General features: G+C 64.4%; 21 protein-coding genes, 1 tRNA gene, 2 pseudogenes and 1 riboswitch. Of the genes and pseudogenes, 11 read left to right on the top strand and 13 right to left on the bottom strand.

Going from position 1 to position 23,276, the window contains the following annotated elements:
* The first annotated feature begins 407 nt into the window (after positions 1-407).
* Positions 408-1,658: a site-2 protease family protein gene (locus tag EN804_RS08960; RefSeq protein WP_135919212.1), complete on the top strand. Its 1,251-nt coding sequence runs from the start codon at positions 408-410 to the stop codon at positions 1,656-1,658.
* An 80-nt stretch (positions 1,659-1,738) separates the two neighbouring features.
* Here the strand turns inward: EN804_RS08960 and lipB are convergent, their stop codons facing one another.
* Positions 1,739-2,482, bottom strand: coding sequence for a lipoyl(octanoyl) transferase LipB (gene lipB / locus EN804_RS08955; RefSeq protein ID WP_135919211.1), 744 nt, complete (start codon positions 2,480-2,482; stop codon positions 1,739-1,741).
* A 234-nt stretch (positions 2,483-2,716) separates the two neighbouring features.
* On the opposite strand from lipB, the gene EN804_RS08950 reads away from it, so the two are divergent.
* Positions 2,717-2,801 (top strand) — tRNA-Leu (locus EN804_RS08950).
* A gap of 85 nt (positions 2,802-2,886) precedes the next feature.
* On the opposite strand, the pseudogene EN804_RS08945 reads toward EN804_RS08950, so the two are convergent.
* From EN804_RS08945 to EN804_RS08910, 8 genes and pseudogenes are all read right to left on the bottom strand, one after another.
* Positions 2,887-3,114: pseudogene (locus EN804_RS08945) on the bottom strand (ATP-binding protein); the annotation flags it as partial.
* Between the two features lie 623 nt (positions 3,115-3,737).
* Positions 3,738-3,872 (bottom strand): annotated as a pseudogene (locus tag EN804_RS08940) (succinate--CoA ligase subunit alpha); the annotation flags it as partial.
* A gap of 59 nt (positions 3,873-3,931) precedes the next feature.
* On the bottom strand, positions 3,932-6,607 hold the full coding sequence (locus EN804_RS08935; RefSeq protein ID WP_135919210.1) for a phosphoenolpyruvate carboxylase: 2,676 nt from the start codon (positions 6,605-6,607) through the stop codon (positions 3,932-3,934).
* A 5-nt stretch (positions 6,608-6,612) separates the two neighbouring features.
* Entirely contained in the window at positions 6,613-7,512 is a 900-nt protein-coding gene (gene sucD, locus EN804_RS08930; protein ID WP_127871573.1) for a succinate--CoA ligase subunit alpha, read from the bottom strand.
* 14 nt (positions 7,513-7,526) lie between these two features.
* Entirely contained in the window at positions 7,527-8,711 is a 1,185-nt protein-coding gene (locus EN804_RS08925; protein WP_127871572.1) for a malate--CoA ligase subunit beta, read from the bottom strand.
* Positions 8,712-8,760: 49 nt separating this feature from the next.
* Positions 8,761-9,711 (bottom strand): CoA ester lyase, encoded by a 951-nt coding sequence (locus tag EN804_RS08920; protein ID WP_127871571.1) that lies wholly within the window; start codon positions 9,709-9,711, stop codon positions 8,761-8,763.
* Positions 9,712-9,721: 10 nt separating this feature from the next.
* The gene (locus EN804_RS08915) at positions 9,722-10,912 is read right to left on the bottom strand and encodes an aminotransferase class V-fold PLP-dependent enzyme (protein WP_135919209.1); all 1,191 of its coding nucleotides are present in this window, start codon (positions 10,910-10,912) and stop codon (positions 9,722-9,724) included.
* A gap of 121 nt (positions 10,913-11,033) precedes the next feature.
* Positions 11,034-11,705: a response regulator transcription factor gene (locus tag EN804_RS08910; protein WP_135866598.1), complete on the bottom strand. Its 672-nt coding sequence runs from the start codon at positions 11,703-11,705 to the stop codon at positions 11,034-11,036.
* A gap of 391 nt (positions 11,706-12,096) precedes the next feature.
* Between EN804_RS08910 and mgtE the strand changes: the two genes are divergently transcribed.
* From mgtE to EN804_RS08895, 3 genes are all read left to right on the top strand, one after another.
* Positions 12,097-13,515, top strand: a complete 1,419-nt coding sequence (gene mgtE, locus EN804_RS08905; protein ID WP_135919208.1) for a magnesium transporter — start codon at positions 12,097-12,099, stop codon at positions 13,513-13,515.
* Between the two features lie 141 nt (positions 13,516-13,656).
* Entirely contained in the window at positions 13,657-14,043 is a 387-nt protein-coding gene (locus EN804_RS08900; RefSeq protein WP_006203215.1) for a MerR family DNA-binding transcriptional regulator, read from the top strand.
* A 67-nt stretch (positions 14,044-14,110) separates the two neighbouring features.
* The gene (locus EN804_RS08895) at positions 14,111-14,623 is read left to right on the top strand and encodes an HXXEE domain-containing protein (RefSeq protein WP_127280836.1); all 513 of its coding nucleotides are present in this window, start codon (positions 14,111-14,113) and stop codon (positions 14,621-14,623) included.
* 12 nt (positions 14,624-14,635) lie between these two features.
* Here EN804_RS08895 and EN804_RS08890 read toward each other — a convergent pair whose 3' ends face one another.
* Both EN804_RS08890 and EN804_RS08885 read right to left on the bottom strand, forming a co-directional pair.
* Entirely contained in the window at positions 14,636-15,106 is a 471-nt protein-coding gene (locus EN804_RS08890; RefSeq protein ID WP_127280835.1) for an isoprenylcysteine carboxylmethyltransferase family protein, read from the bottom strand.
* A complete protein-coding gene (locus EN804_RS08885; protein ID WP_135881823.1) occupies positions 15,103-16,101 on the bottom strand; it encodes a DUF1624 domain-containing protein in 999 nt (332 codons plus the stop codon). The genes EN804_RS08890 and EN804_RS08885 overlap by 4 nt, the downstream gene beginning before the upstream one ends.
* 236 nt (positions 16,102-16,337) lie before the next feature.
* Between EN804_RS08885 and EN804_RS08880 the strand changes: the two genes are divergently transcribed.
* Positions 16,338-17,537 carry an MFS transporter gene (locus tag EN804_RS08880; RefSeq protein ID WP_135866609.1) on the top strand — a complete coding sequence of 400 codons (1,200 nt, stop codon included), beginning with the start codon at positions 16,338-16,340 and terminating at the stop codon, positions 17,535-17,537.
* A gap of 50 nt (positions 17,538-17,587) precedes the next feature.
* On the opposite strand, the gene EN804_RS08875 is transcribed toward EN804_RS08880, so the two are convergent.
* Complete coding sequence (locus tag EN804_RS08875; protein WP_127871565.1) at positions 17,588-18,754, bottom strand: aromatic ring-hydroxylating dioxygenase subunit alpha; 1,167 nt, start codon at positions 18,752-18,754, stop codon at positions 17,588-17,590.
* 143 nt (positions 18,755-18,897) lie between these two features.
* A riboswitch (cobalamin riboswitch) is annotated at positions 18,898-19,096 on the top strand.
* 36 nt (positions 19,097-19,132) lie between these two features.
* Here EN804_RS08875 and EN804_RS08870 point away from each other — a divergent pair.
* From EN804_RS08870 to cobO, 4 genes are read left to right on the top strand one after another with little or no spacing between them, the layout of a single operon-like run.
* Entirely contained in the window at positions 19,133-19,312 is a 180-nt protein-coding gene (locus tag EN804_RS08870) for a CbtB domain-containing protein (RefSeq protein WP_127280551.1), read from the top strand.
* A 15-nt stretch (positions 19,313-19,327) separates the two neighbouring features.
* The gene (locus EN804_RS08865) at positions 19,328-20,131 is read left to right on the top strand and encodes a CbtA family protein (RefSeq protein WP_135915683.1); all 804 of its coding nucleotides are present in this window, start codon (positions 19,328-19,330) and stop codon (positions 20,129-20,131) included.
* Positions 20,124-20,639 (top strand): bifunctional adenosylcobinamide kinase/adenosylcobinamide-phosphate guanylyltransferase, encoded by a 516-nt coding sequence (gene cobU / locus EN804_RS08860; protein WP_127280782.1) that lies wholly within the window; start codon positions 20,124-20,126, stop codon positions 20,637-20,639. Before EN804_RS08865 ends, cobU begins: the two co-directional genes overlap by 8 nt.
* Before the next feature lies 1 nt (position 20,640).
* On the top strand, positions 20,641-21,264 hold the full coding sequence (gene cobO, locus EN804_RS08855) for a cob(I)yrinic acid a,c-diamide adenosyltransferase (RefSeq protein WP_127280781.1): 624 nt from the start codon (positions 20,641-20,643) through the stop codon (positions 21,262-21,264).
* Here the strand turns inward: cobO and cbiB are convergent.
* A complete protein-coding gene (gene cbiB / locus EN804_RS08850) occupies positions 21,261-22,235 on the bottom strand; it encodes an adenosylcobinamide-phosphate synthase CbiB (protein WP_127280780.1) in 975 nt (324 codons plus the stop codon). The genes cobO and cbiB overlap by 4 nt on opposite strands.
* Here cbiB and cobD point away from each other — a divergent pair.
* Positions 22,234-23,271 carry a threonine-phosphate decarboxylase CobD gene (gene cobD / locus EN804_RS08845; RefSeq protein ID WP_127871561.1) on the top strand — a complete coding sequence of 346 codons (1,038 nt, stop codon included), beginning with the start codon at positions 22,234-22,236 and terminating at the stop codon, positions 23,269-23,271. The two genes, cbiB and cobD, sit on opposite strands and share 2 nt — an antisense overlap.
* Positions 23,272-23,276: the final 5 nt, after the last annotated feature.

Here is a 23,276-nt window from a genome sequence, read left to right as displayed (position 1 = left end):
TTCGGCCACGCTTTAATACAAGCGCGCGCTAATCCTGATCTCCAGGACTGGAAGCCTACGCCGCCGCGCTTTCAGCATCGTCTCGTGGCGAACGATTAACCTTTCGCTAACCGTGCAAAATTCCCCGCCTATCGCTCTATCCCCTAGCGATTGACATTGGAACAAAATTAGAACAAATTGGAAACATATCGACAACAGGAGAGAGTTATGACCGATCTGGTTCAGGATGTCATCTCGCTGGTTTGCATGAGTGCGTTTCTTGTTTCCATGGCGATCTGGATCGGAGCCATGTGAGATGGCGGCGTCTGCCATCGCTGTTTCCCGATGGCCCTAAGCCGCTCCGCCGTTAAGCTTTTCTTGCCGCCGCGACGTTAGGGTGCGTCCTCCAGGCAGGGAGCAGCGTCCAGGTGTCGCCCATCGTCACGGCCATTCTCGTGGCCAGCAATCTCGGACTGATCTTTCTCTTGATGACCGTGCCGCTTGGTTTGCGCACGGTCCGGTCCAGCCGCATCGTGGCACTGGACCGGCAGCGCCTGTGGCAGGCGCTGTGGCCGCTTGGCAGCGATGCCGGCTGGTCCGGCGAGATCCTGTCGGCGCAGCCGCTGGACGAAGAGGGCGTGGCTCGCATCATGCTGTCGTGGGAAGGCCGCGACGGCAAGCCGATAGAGCGCAGGGCGCGGTTTGAAGATGTCGTCGAGGGCAGCCGCTTCTCGATGCGGGTGATCGAGGATACCGCGCTCGATGGCTCGTTCTGGAAGGATTATGGCGAGACCGCCGAGCTGGTTTCGGAGGGCAGCGGCACACGCGTGACGCTCAGCCGGACCGACCGGTATCGCGGCGTCGCCTTCCTGGTGTTCCGCTACTTCGCCATGCGCCGCGAGCTTTCCAAGCTGCAGCGCTGGGCAAGGACCGGGCAGTACCGCAAGGGCGGATGGTTCGAGCATCCTGTGAGCCAAGTCGGCTTTGCCGTGCTGTCGGCATTGATCCTGTGGCCGTTCTTCGGCCTCCACCTCGGCGGGCTGGCGCTGGCCGCGATCCTGACGTCGGTGGTGGCATTGCACGAACTCGGCCACATGGCGGCGTTCCGGCTGACGGGCCATCGCAGGGCGCGGATGATCTTCATCCCGCTGCTTGGCGGCATCGCCATTGGCGGACGACCCTACAACAGCCGTTTCGAAGTGGCCTTCGTGGCGTTGATGGGGGCGGGGTTCTCCGCCTTCCTGGTGCCGATCGTCATCGCCGCCAGCGTGCTTGCCGGGAACGAGGGTCACAAGGTTGCCGCCGCGCTGCTGGCCGCCCTCGCAGGTTGTGCTGCCCTGTTCAACATCGCCAATCTGGTGCCGGTGTGGAAATTCGACGGCGGCCAGGTGCTGCGCCAGATCTGCCCAGGGCCGGTGGTCCTGGCGCTGGCGTCCTTCTCGCTGCTTTCGGCCTTTCTGGCGCTTGGCTGGCGGGCTGGTTTTTCCTCGGGCTTCCTGCTGGCGGCCGGTGCGGTGTTTTCGATCCTCAGCCTGCTCACCGTCGGCAGCGGGGTGAAGCCGCGTCACGAACTGGAGCCGATCGGCACCCTCGACCGGTTCGTCATCGCAGGCGCCTTGCTGGCGGTGTTCGCCATCCATGGCTGCGGCGTGCTATGGGCTTCCGCCCAACTGATCTAAGGGGCGCTCGGAACCCACAGCTTTCGACTCGGCCTGACCTGAATCTCAATACACCTTATGCAGTTCCCAGGCCGACAGTGTCAGCCGGCCTTGCGCGAAGCTTCGGCGGGCAAGGCCGTCGCGGGACCGAACACGTCCTCGAAAGCGGATTTCAGTGCCAGGTCGAGATCGGCCATGGTCAGGGGCAGGCCGAGATCGACGAGGCTGGTGACGCCGTGGTCCTGCACGCCGCAAGGAACAATGCCGCCGAAATGGGCGAGGTCCGGCTCGACATTGATGGCGATGCCGTGAAAGCTCACCCAGCGCCGCAGCCGGATGCCGATCGCCGCGATCTTGTCCTCGGCCGGCGCACCGTCCCGCAGCGCAGGGCGATCGGGCCGCACCACCCAGACACCGACCCGGTCCTCGCGGCGCTCGCCGCGCACGTTGAAGGCGGCGAGCGTGCCGATGATCCATTGTTCGAGCGCGGCAACGAAGGCGCGCACGTCCTCGCGCCGACGCTTCAGGTCGAGCATGACATAGGCAACCCGCTGGCCCGGCCCATGATAGGTGTATTCGCCGCCGCGTCCTGCCGAAAAGACCGGAAAGCGGTCCGGCTCGATCAGGTCTTCGATGCGGGCGCTGGTGCCGGCGGTGTAGAGCGGCGGATGTTCGACCAGCCAGACGATCTCGGCGGCAGCTCCGCTGCGGATCGCCTCGGCGCGCGCCTCCATGAAGGCAAGCGCGTCGGGATAGGCGGTAAGGCCGGGTTCGACCAGCCATTCGACCGGCGCCGAACCGGACAAGGGCAGGAACGACGTGGCGATCTGGCTGCGTTCAGTCATGACGTATCGCTTTGCTTATCCATGTCACGGCCCCAAAACCGCCTTGCACTTTTGGGCGACATGCCTTTGGCCTCCATATGGCTATATCGGGCGCAAACGTCCAGTTCGGGATGCTCATTGCAATCCTGTGGAACGTTATCCCAATTGCCTGACATTATTGCTCGCCACGCACTTGTTTCGCCGGAAACGATTTGCTACACGCCGCGAGCCGGTCGGTTCCGGCTCCTACCACGTGCGGTCGTGGCGGAATTGGTAGACGCGCAGCGTTGAGGTCGCTGTGGGGCAACCCGTGGAAGTTCGAGTCTTCTCGACCGCACCAGTATTCCTGAGGCAAGCCTTCGGACGTCTTGAAATGACCTCCTGCAATCTGGCGATCATCAGATCCTGAGTATGGCGCCGGCCTGCTATAAGGGCCGGATCTCGGTTCCACTCGGCAGATCAAAGGTCACGACGAGGCCGCTTGGCTGGTTGTCGTGCAACTCGATCTTGCCGCCGTGCCCCTGGATGATATCCGCTACGATGGAAAGGCCGAGCCCGAAGCCGTGCTTCGAGGCAACGCCGCGTGACATGTCCTCCTTGAAGAACGGTTCGAACACGCGCGAGCGCGCTGTCATGGAAATGCCCGGCCCGTCGGGAGGCAGTAAGAGGCCGATGCCCGGACTATTTCAGGTGAAAATGGCTGTATGCATGAAGTGATGTTAAGTTTTGTTGCGCAATCTTGGCTTGATCTTGGCTCCGTGCGCGCCTCTAGAACGGCAAAGCGTCAGACTCGGGAATGTTTGATAGTCCCGCTCGTCAGGACGTTGGGCCGGCCTGACCGCTGTCGAGAGGGATTTTTGTCGGCCAACTAAAGTTCACCAGCGGCGGGCCGCTTCCTCAGCTGAGCTGCTAAACAAGGCTGTCGCTGTTTTGTTATTGCTCTCAGCTCGCTTGACAAAGCGATCCAGACCACGGCACGAATCGCTTCGTGGGTTTTGGCAAAGGGGAGATACCATGAAGAAGACTTATGTGAAGCCGATGTTCGTAAGGCGCGAAAAGCTGTCCGCCGTGACGGCGATAGCTTGTCCTAGCTTCGGCTGCCCGACCTAAGGGCTGGGCCGAACCGGCTTCTGCCACATCGCCCGCCGTCGAAAGCGGGCGGGCTTCCATCGTGGCGTGAGCTTTTCGACTGTTTGGAAGGGACCGCTGGGCCGCGCATTCAGATCGCGCCGCCCCGTGCTCCGGGAACTGCCCTTAGGCAGCCTGTTCCCAGAGGTTATGCAGCCTTCTTCATCCGTGCCAGCGTATCGGCCACCTCCTCGCCGAAGGACGACGGCGTCGGCACGATGATGACGCCGGCATGGCCCATGCGGCGGCCTTTCGGGGCAGACAGGCCGATGATCTGGGCGATCGGCAATCAGCCCAGAATGATGAAGCAAGGTGACTGACGTAACTCGGCCAGCCGGCGAGCTACCCCGTCCACCCCAGCCCAGCCGAGATGCAATTAATCGACACCAGCAAGGCGTCGGTTGCCCGCTTTTGATCCATCGTCCTTGCCCTGACATCACGCAGCAGATCGACCTGCAGCCGGTGGATGTCGTCCATCTGCCGCCGCAGGCTGTCGAAACGCCGCTTGAACATCGGAAAGCGCTCGGAAAGATCACCCCCGGTGAGGTCGCCGATCAGGCGTCGCGTCAACTCGTACTCCCCGGCGATGCGGGCAAAGATTCGTTTGGCGGCATCGCTGTCGGACACGAGGCCGGCGTAGAGCCGCGCGATCTCCATGTCGGCCTGGTAGAGCGTCTTCTCGGCTTCGTCGACGATCAGGCGGAAAAAGCGCGAGTGCTCGAACATGCGGGCCAGAAGGTCGCGCCCGACCTCGCCGCGCACCGCGACGAAGGCGCTCAGCGCGCTGCCGATGCCATACCAGCCGGTCAACAGATGACGGTTCTGGCTCCAGGCGAACACCCATGGAATGGCGCGCAGGTCGGCGATGCCGTTGGCGCCGAAACGGCGGTCCGGCCGGGAGCCCATTTTCAGGAGCGCCAGTTCCGCGACCGGGCTCGCCTGGTTGAAATAATCGAGGAAGCCGGGCTCGGCCATCAGCGTGGCATAGGATGCCTGCGACATGCCGGCGAGCGCCTCGAGCGCTTCGTCGAACTCCGGCGTCTCCTTCGTCTCGGCATCGCCCGGCGATCCGACGCTGTGGACCAGAACGGCGGCGGCGAGGATCTCGAGCTGGTTGAGGCCGGTGCCGCGATTGGCGAATTTCGACGATACAACCTCGCCTTGCTCGGTCACCCGCATGGTGCCGGCGACGGTGCCTTGCGGCTGCGCCGCGATCGCCCGGCCGGTCGGCGCGCCGCCACGGCTGACGGAGCCGCCGCGGCCGTGAAAGAAACTGATCCCAACCTTGTGCTTGCGCCCGACGGCAGCGAGCCGCTTCTGCGCTTTGGCCAGTTCCCAATTGGAGGCGAGGAAGCCGCCGTCCTTGTTGGAATCGGAATAGCCGAGCATGATTTCCTGGCGCGCGCCGAAATCGCGCACCGTGCGCCTCACCAGCGAGACGTCGAGCAATCCGTTCAATATGCCAGGGGCGGCCTGCAGGTCGGCGATGGTCTCGAACAAGGGCACGATCCGCAGCCTGATTGTGCCGCCGGCGGGCGCGGTCGAAAGTCCGCAATATTGCGCCAGCAGATAGACCGCGAGCAGATCGTCGGCGGAGCGGGTCATCGAGAGAACGAAAGAGCCGACAGCGTCGGGATCAGAGCTGGAGATGTGCCTGGCGATGACGGAGAATGTCGAAAGCAGTTCGCCTGCTTCAGCCGAGAGCCGCCCAGCGTCTATCTCCAGCCGCTCGCCCTCGCTGATGGCTTTGCGAATGCGCGCCGACCATTGCGGCGTGCCAGCCGCGACCGGATCGGCGGGGTTCGTCAGCGCAAACAGCTCGGCCAGCACGCGGTTGACGACCGTGGAGTTCTGCCTGAGGTCGAGCGAGACGGTGCGGAAGCCGAAGCTGCCGACCTGCCAGAGCAGAGGCTGGACGAAACGCCTGGCCACCGCGCGCCCGCCGATTGCTTCGAGAACGCTCGACAGCCCCTCCAGATCGGCACGAAACGCGTCCGGCGACGGGTACGCCGCCGCACCGCCGTCCCGTGTCGCCTCCAGCCGGGCAAGCAGGGCCGAAGCGAATTGGCGGAGCGGTTCGTCAGGGTTGCGGGCGTTGATCCCATCAGCCTGTCGGCTTTTATCAAGCGCCGTTTGCAGCACCGGCTTGAAGCTCGTCGGCAGGTCGATGACGTTCGAGCTGGCGCTGAGCACCGTCACCAGCCGCTGCATCTGCGCCAGATACCAGCCTATGGCCGTATCGCGGTATTCGGCCAGGGCATGGGCGGTGACGGCGGCCGTCACATTCGGGTTGCCGTCGCGGTCGCCGCCGATCCACGAGGCATAGCGCATGAAGGAGGGGATTCTGATCGACGCTGCCGGATAGTGGCGCTCGAAGGCGCCTTCAAGCCTGCCATAGAGCTGCGGCGTTGCCTCGAAGATGACTTCGCGGAAGAAATGCAGGCCCCAGGCGATTTCGCGTTCGACCGTCGGGCGCTCCAGCCGCAGCTCGCCGGTCATCCACAGAAGCTCGATCTCGCTTTCCAGATCGGCGACCAGCAGGTCGCGTTCGCGCGGCGCCCAGCGCGGCTGGTCGAGTTCGGTCAGCTTGCGATAGATACGGCGGTGGATCTCCAGCACCGTGACGCGTTTGGCCTCCGTCGGATGCGCGGTCATGGTCGGGCCGACGCAGAGTTCGTCGAGGCTCGCCTGGACCTGCTCCGCCGAATGGCCGTTCGCCGCCATCCGCGCGATCACACTGCCGAAGGAGCCGGGCACGTCGTCGACACCCGCGCCTTGTTCGAGTTCGCGGCGCGCCCGCATGGCGAGCAACTCGTCGGCAATGGCGAGCAGCTGGAACCAGACGCCGCTCGCCTGAAGCGCCGGGATGCGCTGCTCCGCGGCAAGCGAGACAAGCGACCGACGTCCGGTCAGAACGGCGGCGATCTCCGGCTCCCGCGCGCTTGCGACCTGAAGCAGCAGGCGCAACAAGAGGCTGCGCTCGTCCTCCCGAAATTTGATGCGTCTGCTCTGTTCCAACCGCCTCAAGCCGCCTTCTTCGTGCGCTCCAGCGTCTCGGCCACGACGTCGCCGAAGGACGACGGCGTCGGCACGATGATGACGCCAGCCTCTTTCAGGATCTCGACCTTCTCCTGCGCTGACTCGCCGAAAGCCGAGATGATGGCGCCGGCATGGCCCATGCGGCGGCCTTTCGGGGCGGAAAGCCCGGCAATGTAGGCGATCAGCGGCTTCCTCATATTGTCGCGCGCCCAGATCGCGGCTTCGGCTTCCTGCGGCCCGCCGATCTCGCCAATCATCACCACGGCGTCGGTCTCGTCGTCCTGCTCGAACAGCTTCAGAACGTCCTTGAAGGAGGAGCCGTTGATCGGATCGCCGCCGATGCCGACGCTGGTCGAGACGCCGATGCCGAGCGCCTTCATCTGCGAGGCGGCCTCGTAGCCCAGCGTGCCCGACCGCCCGACGATGCCGACGCGGCCGGGAAGGTAGATGCTGCCGGGCATGATGCCCATCAGCGCCTGTCCGGGCGTAATGATGCCGGCGCAGTTCGGCCCGACCAGCCGCATGCGGTCCTCGAAGCGGTAGCGACGCATGTAGCGCTTGACCTGCATCATGTCTTGCGAGGGGATGCCGTCAGTGATGCAGACGCAGAGTTTTATTCCCGCGTCCGCCGCCTCCATGATCGAATCGGCGGCGAAGGGCGGCGGCACGAAGACGATGCTGGCCTCGGCACGGGTTTCGCGCACCGCGCCCTTGACGGTGTTGAAGATCGGCAGGCCAAGATGCGTCTGGCCGCCCTTGCCGGGGGTGACGCCGCCAACGAGCTTGGTGCCGTAGCGCTTCATGTCCTCGGCATGGAAGCTGCCGATCTTGCCGGTGAAACCTTGCACGATGACGCGCGTGCTGCGGTTGAGCAGGATTGCCATTCTTCTGTCCTCCCTCAGGCTGCTTTTTTACTGGTGGCCGCGCGCCATGCGGCGACGGCTTTTTCGGCGGCTTCGGCGAGCGTGTCGGCGACGATCACCGCCTCGCCGGAATCGGCCAGGATCTTGCGTCCTTCCTCGGCCCTGGTGCCGGACAGCCGCACCACAAGCGGCACGCTGACGCCGACCTCGCGGATCGCCTTGATGACGCCCTCGGCAACCCAGTCGCAGCGGTTGATGCCGGCAAAGATGTTGACCAGGATGGTCTCGACATTCTTGTCGCCGAGCACGGCGCGGAAGGATTTCGCCACACGCTCGGGCGAGGCGCCGCCGCCGATGTCGAGGAAATTGGCCGGCTCGCCGCCGGCGATCTTGATCATGTCCATCGTCGCCATGGCGAGCCCGGCGCCGTTGATGATGCACCCGATATTGCCTTCGAGGCCGACATAGGAGAGGCCGCGGTCGCTGGCGAAGGTTTCGCGCGGATCTTCCTGGCTCTTGTCGCGCAATTCGGAGATTTCCGGCCGCCGGAACAGCGCGTTCTCGTCGAACGACATCTTGGCGTCGAGCGCCACCAGGCTGCCGTCGCGGGTCACCACCAGCGGATTGATCTCCAGCATCGAGGCGTCGTAGTCGCGGAACACTTGGTAGCAGCTGAAGATGGTCTCGGTCGCCTTGCCGATCAGGCTGTCCTCCAGCCCGAGCCCGAAGGCGATCTCGCGTGCCTGGAAGCGCTGCATGCCGACGCCCGGGTCGACGGTGGCGCGGATGATGGAATCCGGCGCTCTTTCGGCGATCTCCTCGATCTCCATGCCGCCGGCGGCCGAGGCGACGATCATGACGCGCTCTTCCTTGCGGTCGAGCACGAAGCCGAGATAAAGCTCCTGCGCGATGTCGACGGCTTCCTCAAGGTAGAGGCGCGAGATCAGCTTGCCGCGCGGGCCGGTCTGGTGGGTCACCAGCTTGCGCCCGAGCATGGCTTCGGCGGCGCTGGAAATCTCCTCATCATTGGCGCAGAGCTTGATGCCGCCGGCCTTGCCGCGCGCGCCGGAATGAACCTGCGCTTTCAGCACCCATTTGCCGCCGCCGATTTCGCGCGCCCGGTAGGTGGCCTGCTCGGGGCTGTAAGCCAGGCCGCCGCGCGGCACATGCACTCCATGCCGGGCGAGCAGCTCCTTGGCCTGATATTCGTGGATGTCCATTTTTTCTCCTCCGCAAATCGTCAAAGTGCCGCGACGCGGCCCCTGTTGGCTAATTAAGCTGGCCGGCGCGTTCGATGGCGTCGTTGACCACCAGCACGTTGCGCGCCATGCGTTCCGAAGCGGCGTCGATCATCTTGCCGTCGAGTGCGGCGGCGCCTTTGCCCTGCGCCTCGGCTTCCTTCAGCACCTCCAGGATGCGGCGGGCGCGCGTGACTTCCTTCTCCGGCGGCGAGAACACGTCGTTGGCCAAAGCAATCTGCGAGGGATGGATCGCCCATTTGCCTTCGATGCCGAGTGCGGCGGCGCGCCGGGCGGCCGCCTTGTAGCCTTCCGGATCGGAGAAATCGCCGAACGGCCCGTCAATGGCGCGCAGGCCATAGGCGCGGCAGGCGACGGTCATGCGCGACAGGGCGAAATGCCACTGGTCGCCGGGATAATCGGGGTTGAGGCCGCCAATGTTGACGGTCCGCGCCTTGTTGCTGGCGGCATAGTCGGCGACGCCAAAATGCATGGCTTCCAGCCGGCCGGGCGTCGCGGCGATGGCCTCGACATTGGCCATGCCGAGCGCGGTCTCGATCAGCGCTTCGAGACCGACCCGGGTCTTGTAGCCCTTGGCCATCTCGATCTGGTTGACCATGGCCTCGACCATGTAGAGGTCGGCGGGCACGCCGACCTTCGGCACCAGGATGGTGTCCAGCCGGTCGCCGGCCTGTTCCATGACATCGACCACGTCGCGATACATGTAATGGGTGTCGAGCCCGTTGATGCGCACCGAGACGGTCTTGCCCTTGGCGCGCCAGTCGATGTCGTTCAGCGCCTGGATGATGTTCTTGCGGGCGCGCTCCTTGTCGGGCGGCGCGACCGCGTCCTCGATGTCGAGGAAGACGAAGTCGGCGGCACTGTTGGCCGCCTTGTCGATCATCTCCGGGCTGGAGCCGGGAACCGCCAGCTCGCTGCGCTGCAGCCTGAGCTTCTTGAGATGGTTGATGGTGTGGCTCATCTTCTCATCCTCAAGCGGCTTCGGCGACCGGCACCGCGGCCGAGGCGCGGAAATGCTGGATGGCGGCGCCGACTCCGGAACCCGGCGCCAGCCGCACGCCGCAATCGAGCAACGCCATTTCGGCCGCCGACAGCGAGGCCAGCACCATCACCTCGTTCAGCCAGCCGAGATGGCCGATACGGAAGACCTTGCCAGCCACCTTGTTGAGGCCGCCGCCAAGCGACGTCTGGTACTTCTGGTAGGCCTTTTTGACGATTTCAGCGCTGTCGATGCCTTCGGGCACCAGGATGGCGCTGACCGTGTCGGAGTGCCATTTCGGCGCCTTGGCGCAGAGCTTCAGGCCCCAGGCGTCGACCGCCTTGCGCACGCCTTCGCTGAGGCGATGGTGGCGCGCAAAGATATTCTCAAGCCCTTCATCGGCGATCAGGTCGAGCGAGGCACGCAGGCCGCGCAGCAGCTGCGTTGCCGGCGTGTAGGGAAAATAGCCGGCATCGTTGGCGCGGATCATGTCCTCGAAGGAGAAGAAGCAGCGCCGGTGAGTGGCGGTTCTCGAAGCGATGAGAGCCTTCTTGCTGACCGACAGGAAGCCGAGGCCGGCCGGCAGCATGAAGCCTTTCTGCGAACCACTGACGGCGCAGTCGACGCCCCATTCCTCCTGGCGGAAGTCGATGGAGCCGATCGACGAGACGCCGTCGACGAAGAGGAGCGCTGGGTGGTTCGCATCGTCGAGCGCCGCGCGGCAGCCGGCGACGTCGCTGGTGACGCCGGTCGCGGTCTCGTTCTGCGTGCAGAAGATGGCCTTGATGCGGTGCGTCTTGTCCGCCTTCAGCCGCTCCGCATAGAGCTCGAGCGGAACGCCGGTTCCCCATTCGCAGTCGATCACGTCGACCTCGAAGCCGAGCCGCTCGGCCATGTCGACCCACAGATGCGAGAACTGGCCGAAGCGCGACATCAGCACGCGGTCGCCGGGGCTGAGCACATTGGTCATCGCCGCTTCCCAGGCGCCGGTGCCGGAGGACGGATAGATGAAGACGCGGCCGGTCTCGTTCTTGAACACCGCCTTGATGTCCTCGAACAGCGGCAGGGTGAGATTGGGGAAGGAGGCGGCGCGCATGTCCTCCATGGGCAGGTTCATCGCCTGCCGCACCTGCTCGGGAATGTTTGTGGGTCCTGGGATGAAGAGATGAGTGAACCCAGCCATGTACGAACTCCTCCGATCTTTTTGGATTGTGGAGGGAGTGTCGCGTCGATGCGGCCGGCCAACAACACCTTGCCGGGTAAGTAGTTGGCCCGCGCGGGTGGGGTGCTCCTACCCGGTTGGCCTACCCGATAGGTGACTTGGGGCTTCGGCGCTTCTCGCTCGAATAGAGCGCTACCGCCATGGCGCGGTTGCGGACATCCAGCTTGTCGTAGAGATTCTTGAGGTGATATTTCACCGTATTCTCGGAGATGCCGGTCCGGGTCGCGATCTGCAAATTGGTCCAGCCGTCGGACAGCACCGCCAGCAGTTCACGCTCGCGCACGGTCAGTCGAGACAGAGGCGTGTCGTTGACCTTGTTGATGTCGATATAGGGGATGCAGATGCGGCCGTGCGCGACCGCCAGGATCGTGTCGAAGATGATGGCGGGATCGTCGAACTGGAAGCAGTAGCCCTGCGCCCCCAGGCGCACGCACTGTTTCAGGATGCCGATGTCATGGTCGTTTGAAAAGACGGCGATGCGAACGTTGAGCTTGCTGCCCTGGACCTCGGCCAGGACGTCCGCGCCGTCCATGTCAGAGAGCTTCCAACCGATCACGGCGACATCGAACTCCTGTGCCGTGGCAAGCTCCAGGAAATGCCTGCCGCTTCGTACCGAGGCCAAAAGTTCGAACCGCCCGTCGCATTCCAGCATTTCGCGCAGAGCCGATATGACGAGCGGATTGCGTTCGGCGACGACCACGCGAACGCGCCGCTCTTCGATTGCCTTGTTCTCTGTCCGTGACCTGATCTTCAAGGGCTTCCGGCTTTTTTGTTGCGGCCTGGCGGGTCCTGGCGATGCCTGGACCTGCGTCATGGTAATTCTGCCCCAATGGCGCGAGGGTGCTCTTTCCCCAGCGACATCAGCTGTCGCGCCGCCGGAAGCCGAAGGGCGCCCTTCTTTTGATGAAATCGATAGTCCGCGCGCGCATGACAACACGGCATCGGGGAAGCCCGACGTGAGCGGGCAAGCATGCGTTTGACCTGAGATTCCCGAGCGTTAGAAGGCCATGTTGCGAAGTTGAAGCGTGTTGGGCCGACTTCGCTTTTGCACAGGCACCGGGCCGAAAAACCGGTTTCCACTTTGCGGACTCATGGTCTAGACCTGATTTGCACCTTTTCCGGGATTCTGATGGCGGGAGGCGCTGGTGGAAGGCCAGGACGAACGGACGACGGGCGCCAGGGCCGCCGACGAGCACCACGCCGACATCTATGGCGAGGACGGTGCCGTCCTTTCGTCCTTCCTCGCCCGGATTGGTGCGGCGATCGCCGACCGCGACACGCTGACCCTCAAGCGTGAAGTCGACGACCTGCATCAGTCGGAACTTGGCGACCTCATCGAGGCGCTGCACCCCGAACAACGGCTTGCCTTGGTCGATCTGCTGGGCGCCGACTTCGACTTCTCCGCTTTGACCGAAGTCGACGAGGCGATCCGCATGGATATCGTCGACAATCTGCCCAATGCGCAGATCGCGCAGGCCGTGCAGGAGCTCGATTCCGACGATGCGGTCTACATCCTCGAAGACCTCGAGCCGGAAGACCAGGACGAGATCCTGTCGCAACTGCCGTTCACCGAGCGGATCAGGCTGCGCCGTTCGCTCGACTACCCGGAAGAGACCGCCGGAAGGCGCATGCAGACCGAGTTCGTCGCGGTGCCGCCCTTCTGGACCATCGGCCAGACCATCGACTACATGCGCGAGGACAAGAACCTTCCCGAGCGCTTCAGCCAGATCTTCGTCATCGATCCGACCTTCAAGCTGCTGGGCGCCATCGATCTCGACCAGATCCTGCGCACCAAGCGCGCGGTCAAGGTCGAGGAAGTCATGCATGAGACGCGGCACGCCATCCCGGCCACCATGGACCAGGAAGAGGCGGCGCGGGAATTCGAACAATACGACCTTTTGTCGGCCGCCGTGGTCGACGAGAACGAGCGGCTGGTCGGCGTGCTGACCATCGACGACGTCGTCGACGTCATCCAGCAGGAAGCGGAGGAAGACCTGCTGCGCATGGGCGGCGTCGGTGACGAAGAGCTCTCCGACAGCATTCTGGCGACCTCGCGCTCGCGCGTTCCCTGGCTGCTCGTCAATCTCTTGACCGCATTTCTGGCGGCATCGGTGATCGGCCTGTTCGACCACACGATCGAACGGATCGTGGCGCTCGCCGTGCTGATGCCGATCGTGGCCGGCATGGGCGGCAATGCCGGGTCGCAGACCATGACCGTCACCGTGCGGGCGCTGGCGACCAGGGATCTCGACATCTACAATGCCGGCCGCATCATCCGCCGTGAAATGGGCGTCGGCTTCATCAACGGCATCGTCTTCGCCATCCTGATCGGCATCGTCGCGGCGGCGTGGTTTCGCGATCCTAATCTGGGCGGCATCATCGCCGCGGCGATGATCATCAACATGTTCGTGGCGGCCCTTGCCGGCATCCTGATCCCGCTGCTGCTCGACCGCTTCAAGGTCGATCCCGCGGTCGCTTCGGCGGTTTTCGTCACCACGGTCACCGATGTCATTGGATTCTTTGCCTTCCTCGGCCTCGCGACCTGGTGGTTCGGCGTCCGGTAAGTGTCTCAATTGACTTTTACGTAAATGCCGTGCGAGGCTCGTGCGGGGGTGCCGGGTTCGATTCCGGCGGGCAAGGGTTTGGTTCGGGACAGATGGGCGACGCCGCATGGCGATCACCCGGAATTCTGGCATGGAGTGACAATGCGGGAATATTATTCGATCACCGAACTGACCCGCGAATTCGACGTGTCGACGCGGACGCTGCGTTTCTACGAAGACGAGGGGCTGGTGCAGCCGGTGCGTCGCGGCCGCACGCGTCTGTTTCGCCCTTCCGATCGCCATCTCATCCGGCAGATCATGCGTGGAAAACGGCTCGGCTTCTCGATCAACGAGATCCGCGAGATCATCCAGATGTACAAGGAGCCGCCGGGCGAGGTCGGGCAGCTCAAGCTGATGATCAAGCGCATCGAGGAAAAGCGCGAGGATCTCAGGCAGAAGCGCCGCGACCTCGAGGAGACGCTGGCCGAACTCGACCAGGCCGAAGAGTCCTGCGTCGAGCGGCTGGTCGAGCTCGGCGTCAATACCTGACCTGTGCGGTTGCTCCGATGCCTCGCCGCCAGGAACTGTGAAGGCTGAACCGGCGGTCGATCACGTCATGTTCATCACTCTCGCTTGGCTGTTTGTCGCCGCTGTCACCGTCCACAATCTGGAGGAGGCGGTTTTCCTGCCTGCCTGGTCCGAGCAGGCGGGGCGCTGGCACCGTCCCCTCGCGGCCAACGAATTCCGGTTCGCGGTGTTCGTGCTGGTTGTTCTTGCTGGCGTTGCGGCTTTGCTCGCCACCGTGCAGGGACGGGAGAGTTTCGGCGCCTACGTCCTGTCGGGCTATGCGCTTGCGATGCTGCTCAACGTGGCTTTTCCACATCTCCTCGTCACAATGGTCACGCGCCGCTATATGCCGGGGACCGCGACCGCTCTCGCATTGAACCTGCCGGTCACCGCGGCTCTGCTGCATCAGGCATTTCGCGAGGGATATATTTCGGCGACCGGCTTCGCCTTGACGGCGCCCGCCATTGTCCTGGCCATCGTGCTTCTGCTCCCGGTGCTGTTTTATGTCGGCCGGAAACTGCTTCCGGACACGGCAGGCGCTCCAGGCAAGGCTTCTGACTGATCCCGCCGGACCTCAGATCCAGCGCCGCACTCTTTTTGCATAGTCGCGATATTTCTTGCCGAATTTCGCCGCCAACATCTTTTCCTCGCGCTCGATCGCGACCTTCTGGGTGACGAAGGCGGCGACGAAGGCAAGCAGGAAGAACCAGGCGATGCCCGAGACGAAGGCAACGCCGATCAGCATCAGCGTGTTGGCCAGGTACATCGGATTGCGGGTGACGCCGAAGGGACCGGTCGTGACGAGATGATCGGGCACGGCGTTGGGATTGAGCGTTGTCCTGGCCCGTATCATGGTGCGGATCGCGGTGAACCAGAGGACGGCGACAGCGAACAAAGCCACCCAACCGGCGGCGAACAGGATATCGCCCAGCAGGTCGCCGATCCAGGGCAGGGGATAGAGCAGGCCGAGGATGATGCTGAGGGCGATTGCGGCGACGTAGATCACCGGCGGCCACGGTATCAGCCCAGGCTTCGGCTCCGTCATTGCGTCCCTCCCTCCGTCATCTTGTCCTCGGTCTTGGCGGTACACGTTGCGGCAAGATCGGACAGATGCGCCCTGAAGTCCGCAGTCTGGTCGTTGTTGTAGAGCCGATCAAGAGAGCCTTCACCTTCGAGAGTCTCGAGCATACAGCCGCAATAGCTCGAACAGAAGGTTGCGTTGCGCATCTGCTCGCACGAGCGCTGGCAGGTTTTCAGGAAATTGACCCGCGGGGGGTCGACCTGCGCGGGCATCACTTGCGAGAACAGCCAGACGCAACCGATCAGCAGCGGCTGGTGGATCAGGTAGAAGGCCAGGCTGTGGCGGCCGATGAAGACCAGAGGATTGGCCCAGCGGCCTGGCACGCGGCTCGCCAGACGTGCCCGTATACCGGAAGCGGAAGCGAGTTTCGCCGCCCCGAGGCCGAGAAGCACGGCGCCGAACCATGGAAACAGCGGCACATAGTCGTTGGAGCGCGGATTGATCGCCGACAGGCCGATCCACCACAGCCACGGATGATCGAGGGCCTCGAAGCGCAGGTAGGCTGGCGCCGCGATGACGAGCGCGGCGACGACAAGCGTCAGCAGCGCCGGCAGGCGCAGGAAGGCGAGGCCAAGCAGGCTCGCCAGCGCGATCTCGTGCAGGATGCCGAAGAAGATGAACCCGTCGGGCGTGGCGATGCGGGTGACGACCGAGATGGCGACCGCCGCGCCGGCGACCATGGCGGCCCGCTTCCAGAAACCGTTCCAGCGGATCTGTCGGCCATGGGCGAGATAGAGGCTGACGCCCACCAGGAACAGGAAGGTCGAAGCGATGCAGCGGGCGTAGATCTTCCACCAGCCGAAGGCGGTGAGACCAGGGTCGGTGTAACCGAAGAATTCCAGGTCCCAGGTGAAGTGGTAGCTCGCCATCGCGATCAACGCGATGCCGCGCACGATGTCGATGGCGACGATTCGCTTCGATGGCTCCGGAACGGGTGCGGTCGGCGTGTTGATGCTCATGGTCTCGTGATCTGATTCAGCCCCTCCAAGACGACTATCACGGTTGCACCGGATAGAAGAAGACCGGTCGCCCTGGCCCGGACCGCGCGGCGGAGCCCGCGCCAGCCGCCGGGTTTGGGCCAGCGCGGGAAAGCCTTTGACCGGCTTCGCTTTTTGCCGGGTGTGCGTCGGTTTCCTCTTAATGGGCCTGAAATGTCCGCGCCAGATTTGGCGCCGCGATTCTGTTTGGGGAAGCAATGTCCACCCATGTGCGCCATCCGATCTGGCTTCCGGCCCTCAAGGCCGCGGACGCGCGCACCTTCGCCTCGCTCTACGCGGTCGAATCCTTCGCCCGCGCCATGGTGTCGAGCGTCATCCCGATCCAGGCCTACGAAATCCTGCACAACGAGCAGGTCGTCTCGATCCTCTACACCGTCGTGTCGCTGCTCGGCCTGTCGGTGACCCTGTTCATGCCGATGCTGATCCGCCGCTTCGCGCGGCGGTGGGTGTACACCGCCGGCGCCTGCCTGCTTGCCATAGGCTCGCTGTTCTTCGTTTCCCATACGCTCGCCGGGCAACTGGCCGGCATGCTGTGCCGCGTCATGGGCGCCAGCGCGCTGTCGATCACGCTCAACCTCTACATCATGGACCACATCCGCAAGACCGACTTCATGCAGGCCGAATCGCTGCGCATGGCGTGGTCGATGGTTGCCTGGACCTGTGGGCCGACGCTCGGCATCTTTCTTTACGCGCATTTCGGCATCTATGCCGCGCATGGTGCGGTGGCGGTGTTCGCCCTGGCCTTGCTGGCGCTGTTCTGGACCTACCGGCTGGGTGACAACCCGTCGATCCGCCCGGGTAAGACGCGGCCGGCCAATCCGCTCGCCAATATCGGCCGCTTCGTGGCGCAGCCGAGGCTCAGACTCGCCTGGCTGATCGCCTTCGGCCGCTCCTGCTTCTGGACGACATTCTTCGTCTATGGGCCGCTGTTCATGGTCATCACCGGGCAGGGCGATATCGCTGGCGGCCTGCTGGTCTCGGCCGGCAACGCGCTTTTGTTCATGGCTATCTTCTGGGGCAAGGCAGGAAAGCGCTTTGGCGGCCGGCGCACCATGACGTTTGCCTATTTCGCCATGTCGGCATCGCTGCTGGCCGCCGGCACGATCGGAGCGACAGCACCGTTGCTGACCGGCGCCTTCCTGTTGTGCGGCGCCTTCTTCACCATCGCGCTCGACGCCCTGGGTTCGACCGCCTTCATGCGCTCGGTACGCTCCTATGAGCGGGCGCAGATGGCGGCGGTCTACCGCACCTATCTCGATTTTTCCGAACTGACGCCGCCGCTGGTCTATTCGGTGGTGCTGGCGTTCTTCGGCCTGGGATCGGTGTTCGTCACCCTCAGCCTGCTGGCGGCGTTTTGCGGCTTCATGACCTGGCGCTACCTGCCGAAGTCCCTGTAGGTATGTCGATATTCAGGTGATGCCGGCCTGACCTGAATCTCGACATACCCTCATGTCACCGCCGCATGGCGCTCGCGCACCCAATTGTGGAAGCGGTGCAGATCATATTCCTCGGGCATCAGCACGCCGGCTGTGTGGCGCATCGAGCGCAAGCCCTTCTGGTTGACCTCGCAGATGGCGGCGTCCTCCTCCAGCACCTGTGTGCCAAAGGTGATGATGTTGTCGATATCGGTCTCGGCGAGGGCCTCGGGCGCGAACAGCCACTCCGCGACAAGCTCCGTCTGTTCGGGACCGAGCGGCACCAGGCGCACGGTCCTGACATAGTCGACATGGCCGACGATGAACATCGAGGGCAGGCTGGTGGCATAGGTCTGGCCGGCGCTGCGTTCCGCCGGCTTCAGCCCTGAGAAGACCGGCCCGTGCGTCTGGCCGTCGCGCGACCAGGTCTGGGCGCCTGCGCGCAAGCCGCCGGAAAATTCCGGCGCGTCATTGTCGGCGTGGCGGAGCCATTCGGGATCGTCATGCCGGCTCATCAGGCCGCGGCCATAGATCGGCACCAGCCGCGACAGGTCCTTGTGGACGCCCGGACAGTGCAGGCACTCGTTGAAGTTTTCCCAAAAGATCTTCCAGTTGCAGTTCATGACCTTGCGCAGCACATGGCCTGAGACCAGCGTTTCGAGCGGCCAGTTGCCGAGGTTGCCGGACGCGGGATCGAAGGAGGATTGCGCCGAGCCGGCGGCATCTTCAGCAAGATTGACGAAGACGAAGCCGCGCCACACCGAGAGCGCGACGCGATAAAGCGGGTGATCGGCCTTGTCGAAGCCGTCAGGCAGCGATTTCGACGGCACGCGCACCAGCTCGCCGCGCAGCGAGTAGGACCAGGCGTGATACGGGCAGGTTATCAGCCGCGCTTTCAGGCGGCCCTCGCTCTCCTGGCAAAGCTGCGAGCCGCGATGGCGGCAGGTGTTGTGGAAGGCGCGCAGCTCACCTGTGTCGTCGCGCAGCACGAGGATGTCCTGCGTGCCGATGCGGAATCGGCGGAAGGCTAGCGGCTGCGCCAGATCGGCCTCGCGGCAGACGAGCAGCCAGTCTCTGTACCAGATGGCGTCGAGATCACGCTTATAGCTCTCCTGGTCCCAATATGCCGATGAGGGCAGCGTCGGCTCGGTACGGGTCAGCCCGTTATAAGGATCGCGCTCGCTGGCATTGGGCTGCATGGCTGGCTTCCTGTGAGGCTTGCCAGCCGACACCCGGCCATGAAGTTTGTCAATCAGGACGGGATGGGAGCGGCTTTGCCGATACGACGCTCCTGCGCTGGCGGCTGTCGGAATTTGGTTTGCCGCGCGCGGCGAATTTCCCTATAGTCACCAACGTCGTCGGTTCCTTTTTGGGAGCCAAGAGGGAATGCGGTGCGGGCGAGGTTTCGCCCAATGCCGTGGCTGCCCCCGCAACTGTGTGCGGTAGTCCTCTCCATATGCCACTGAAGATTTTTCTTCGGGAAGGTGGGGAAGGGCGCTTATCCGCGAGCCAGGAGACCTGCCGGCGGCGAAAAGACTGACTTCTATGCCCTCGGGTGGAGGGCGAAAGGACTGGAAATGACCACTGCTACCGTCTCCCTCGGCGCCTCCGTCTCCTCGCAGTCGCGCTTCATGCAGCTCGCGCTCGCCGCGCTGCTCGGCATTTTCGTTGTCGGCTTTGTCGGCTTCTCGCACATCGATGCGGTCCACAACGCCGCCCACGATTATCGCCACTCGATGGCGTTTCCCTGCCACTAACTGGGATCTGACATCATGAACCTTTTTCGCAACGTCGTGTTCGTCGCGGCGATCGCGGGGCTCGTGGCCGGTGTCGTTCTTGCCTGCATGCAGGCCTATGCGACCGTTCCGCTGATCCTGAAAGCGGAAGTCTACGAAAAGGCAGGCGGCGGCCATCATCACGACCATGGCGCGGCACCCGCGGCAACCGATACCGGCGCCGTGAGCACGGCCGCTCCGGCAGGCAATGCCATGAGTTCCGCCGCGCCGGCAGCGGAAGCAGCTGCTCCGGTAGCGGAGGATGAAGGCTGGGCGCCGGCCGACGGCTTAGAGCGTTTCGCCTTCAGCGTGCTTGCCAATATCGTCACCGGCATCGGCTTCGCATTGGTCCTGGTCGCGGTTTCGGAATTCGCAGGCGGCGTCGGCAACTGGCGCCAGGGCGTTTTCTGGGGTCTGGCCGGCTTTGCCGTGTTCACACTGGCGCCTGGCCTCGGCCTGCAGCCGGAGCTGCCTGCAATGCCGGCGGCCGATCTCCTGCCGCGCCAGATCTGGTGGTCGGCAACGGTGGCGGCAACCGCTATCGGCCTTGGCCTGATCGTGTTTCGCAGATCGCTGCCGTTGACCATCCTCGCGGTCTTGCTGATCGTCGCGCCGCACATTGTCGGCGCGCCGCAGCCCGACAGCTTCGAGACACCGATCCCGGAAGGCCTGCACCATCAGTTCGTGGTGGCGGTGACGGTGACAAATCTGGTGTTCTGGCTGGTGCTCGGCGCGGTCGTTGGCGTGGTTCGCGGGCGCTTCACCGGCACGGCGACCAGCCTGCGCGACAGCTTTGCCTGATCTGGGCAAGCTGACCTTCATCATCGGTGGTGCGCGCTCCGGCAAGAGCGCGCACGCAGAAACCCTGGTGGCGGCGTTGCCCTCGCCATGGGCCTATATCGCCACGGCGCAAGCCTATGACGACGAGATGCATGAACGCATCGCGCTGCACCGCTCGCGGCGCGGCGAGGGCTGGTCGACCATCGACGCGCCACTCGACCTTGCCGAAGCCCTGGAGGCGTTGCCGGATGATCAGCCGGTGCTTGTCGACTGCCTGACGCTGTGGCTGACCAATCACATGCTGGCGGATCACGACGTCGAGGCCGCGTGCCGACGGCTGGCGGACGTTCTGTCGCGGCCGCGCGGGCCGTGGTTCGTGGTGTCGAACGAGGTCGGGCAAGGCATCGTGCCCGACAATGCGCTGGGGCGGCGTTTTCGCGACGACGCCGGTCGGCTCAACCAGCGGGTCGCCGCGGTCGCCGATACGGTGCTCCTGATGGTGGCGGGGCTACCGCTCAAGGTGAAATGAAATGACCGAAGACAAGGGCTCCAAAGACCGGGATGAAGAACGCCATCGCGCCAAGATGGCCAAGCGCAAGGCGGTGCAGGACGCCGAGGTCGCGGGCAAGACGATCGAGAAGGGGTTGCTGATCGTCAACACCGGCCCCGGCAAGGGCAAGACCACGGCCGCCTTCGGTCTCGCACTGCGGATGCTCGGCTACGGCAAGCGCGTCGGCGTCGTCCAGTTCATCAAGGGCAAATGGCACACCGGCGAGAAGGACGCTTTCGCCGCCTTCGGCGACCGGATCGTCTGGCATGCGATGGGCGAGGGGTTCACCTGGGAAACGCAGGATCTGAAGCGCGACATCGCGGCCGCCGAAGCCGCCTGGGCCAAGGCCGTGGAATTGATTGGCGACCCCTCGATCAGCCTTGTCGTGCTCGATGAACTCAACATCGCGCTGCGCTACGATTATCTCGATCTCGACAAGGTGGTTGCCGCGCTCAAGGCTCGCCGCGAGGGCCTGCACGTTGTCGTCACCGGTCGCAACGCGAAGCCGGCGCTGGTCGAGGCGGCGGACCTGGTCACCGAGATGGGGCTGACGAAGCACCATTTTTCCGCCGGCGTAAAAGCGCAGCAGGGCATCGAGTTCTAGAACACCAGGATTGCGATCACCGCGATCAGCCCAAACAGGCCAATCAGCAAATAGTCGGCGACACGATAAAGTTGGAGCGCCCGCCGGATGTCGCCGCTGTCGACATCGCGTCGTCCGTCTTCGCCCATGAAGACGTCGTCGACCACGACGCCGCCATAGCTGCGCGGCCCGGCGAGCGCGAGGCCAAGTGCGCCGGCCATGGCCGCTTCCGGCCAGCCGGCATTGGGCGAGCGGTGTTTTTTCGCGTCGCGCCGTACCGCCTGCCAGGCATTGCCGGGGTCGGTGCCCTTGACCAGGAAAGCGGCCAGCACAATCAGCACCGCCGTCAGCCGTGATGCCGGCAGGTTGATCCAATCGTCGAAGCGTGCCGCCGCCCAGCCGAAGGCCTCATGGCGTGGGGTGCGGTGGCCGATCATCGAATCGGCGGTGTTGGCGGCCTTGTAGGCGGCGCCGCCGGCCAGCCCGCCGACACCGGTCCAGAAGGCGGGGGCGACGATGCCGTCGGAGAAATTCTCCGCCAGGCTCTCGATCGCCGCCCGGCAGACGCCGGCGCGGTCCAGCGTTTCGGGATCGCGGCCAACGATTCGCGAGACGGCGGCTCGGCCCATGTCGAGGCCTCCGCTGTCGAGCGCGTCGGCGACGGCTTCGACGTGTTCGTAAAGGCTTTTCTGCGACAGAAGCGATGTCGCCAGAAGGACGGCAATGATCAATCCCAAGGGGACGAACCAGAGCAGGACAAGCTGCACGCAAAGACCTGCTGCCGCCGGCACCAGCACGATGACGAGAAGCGCCTGGACACCACGTTGGCGACGCAGCGCGTCGGGATCAGTGGCGCGGTTGAGCCTCAAGTCGAGAAAGGATATCAGCCTTCCGAACCACGTCACCGGATGGCCGATGGCGCGAAACAGCCAGTCGGGATAACCGAGGGCGAATTCGACAACCAATGACAGGAAAGCGATCAGGACTGACATGAAGCTTCTTGAAGGAGCGGTGGACCATGGTGGAAGTCTTGGCCGGGCAAGGGCGCTTTTCCCCAATGCCGTGCTGCCGTTCGTCGACCTCTCGACCGGTATCAATCCGCACTCCTACCCGCTTTTCGACCTGCCCGCCACCGCCCTGTGGCGATTGCCGGAGGCCGCGCGTGGGTGCGAGCTGATAGAGATTGCGGCCCAAACCTATGGCGCGCCTTCAGCGGGCAACGTCGTGGCGGCGCCTGGTACGCAGATTCTGCTGCCGCGCGTGGCATCGCTGGTGCGGCCCGGCAAGGCATTGGTGCTGGCGCCGACCTATGCGGAACACGCCAGGGCGGCGGCAATCGCCGGGCACGAGGTGGCCGGGGTCGGCGATTTCGCCGCGCTGGCCGAAGCCGACCTCGCCATCATCGTCAATCCGAACAATCCGGATGGGCGCATCATCGAGCGCGACCGGCTGCTGGCGCTGGCCGCCAGGTTGCGCGCCAGGGGCGGGTTGCTGGTCGTCGACGAGGCGTTCATGGATGTCGGCCCGCGCGAGCACAGTCTCGCCGGCGATGTCGGCCAGGGCGGCATCGTTGTGCTGCGTTCCTTCGGCAAGTTCTTTGGTCTGGCCGGCCTGCGGCTTGGGTTCGCGCTTGCCGATGCGCCGACGGTCGAGCGGCTGGAGACACAATTCGGACCTTGGGCCGTCGCCGGGCCGGCGTTGGAATATGGCATCCGCGCGCTCGCCGATCTTGGGTGGCAGGATGCGATGCGGGCGTCGCTGGTGGATGCGTCGGCGCGCCTCGATGCGCTGTTCGGCCGTTTCGGCGTTCGCGTCGCTGGCGGCACCACATTGTTCCGCTATCTCAGCCTCCCCGATGCCGGCGGCCTGTTTTCCGCGCTTGGCGAGAGCGGCATTCTGCTCCGGCATTTCTCCGGCCGGCCGCATGTCCTGCGCGCCGGCCTGCCGGGGAGCGAGGTGGAATGGCGCAGGCTCGAATCCGCGCTTGCCGATTGGGCGTCGCGGCGCGAGGATCGGTCGAAAGGTTAGAAACA

The sequence above is a fragment of the Mesorhizobium sp. M8A.F.Ca.ET.161.01.1.1 genome (genome assembly GCF_004792105.1).
Classification (GTDB): Bacteria; Pseudomonadota; Alphaproteobacteria; order Rhizobiales; family Rhizobiaceae; genus Mesorhizobium.
This window is presented reverse-complemented; position numbering and strand designations above follow the sequence as displayed.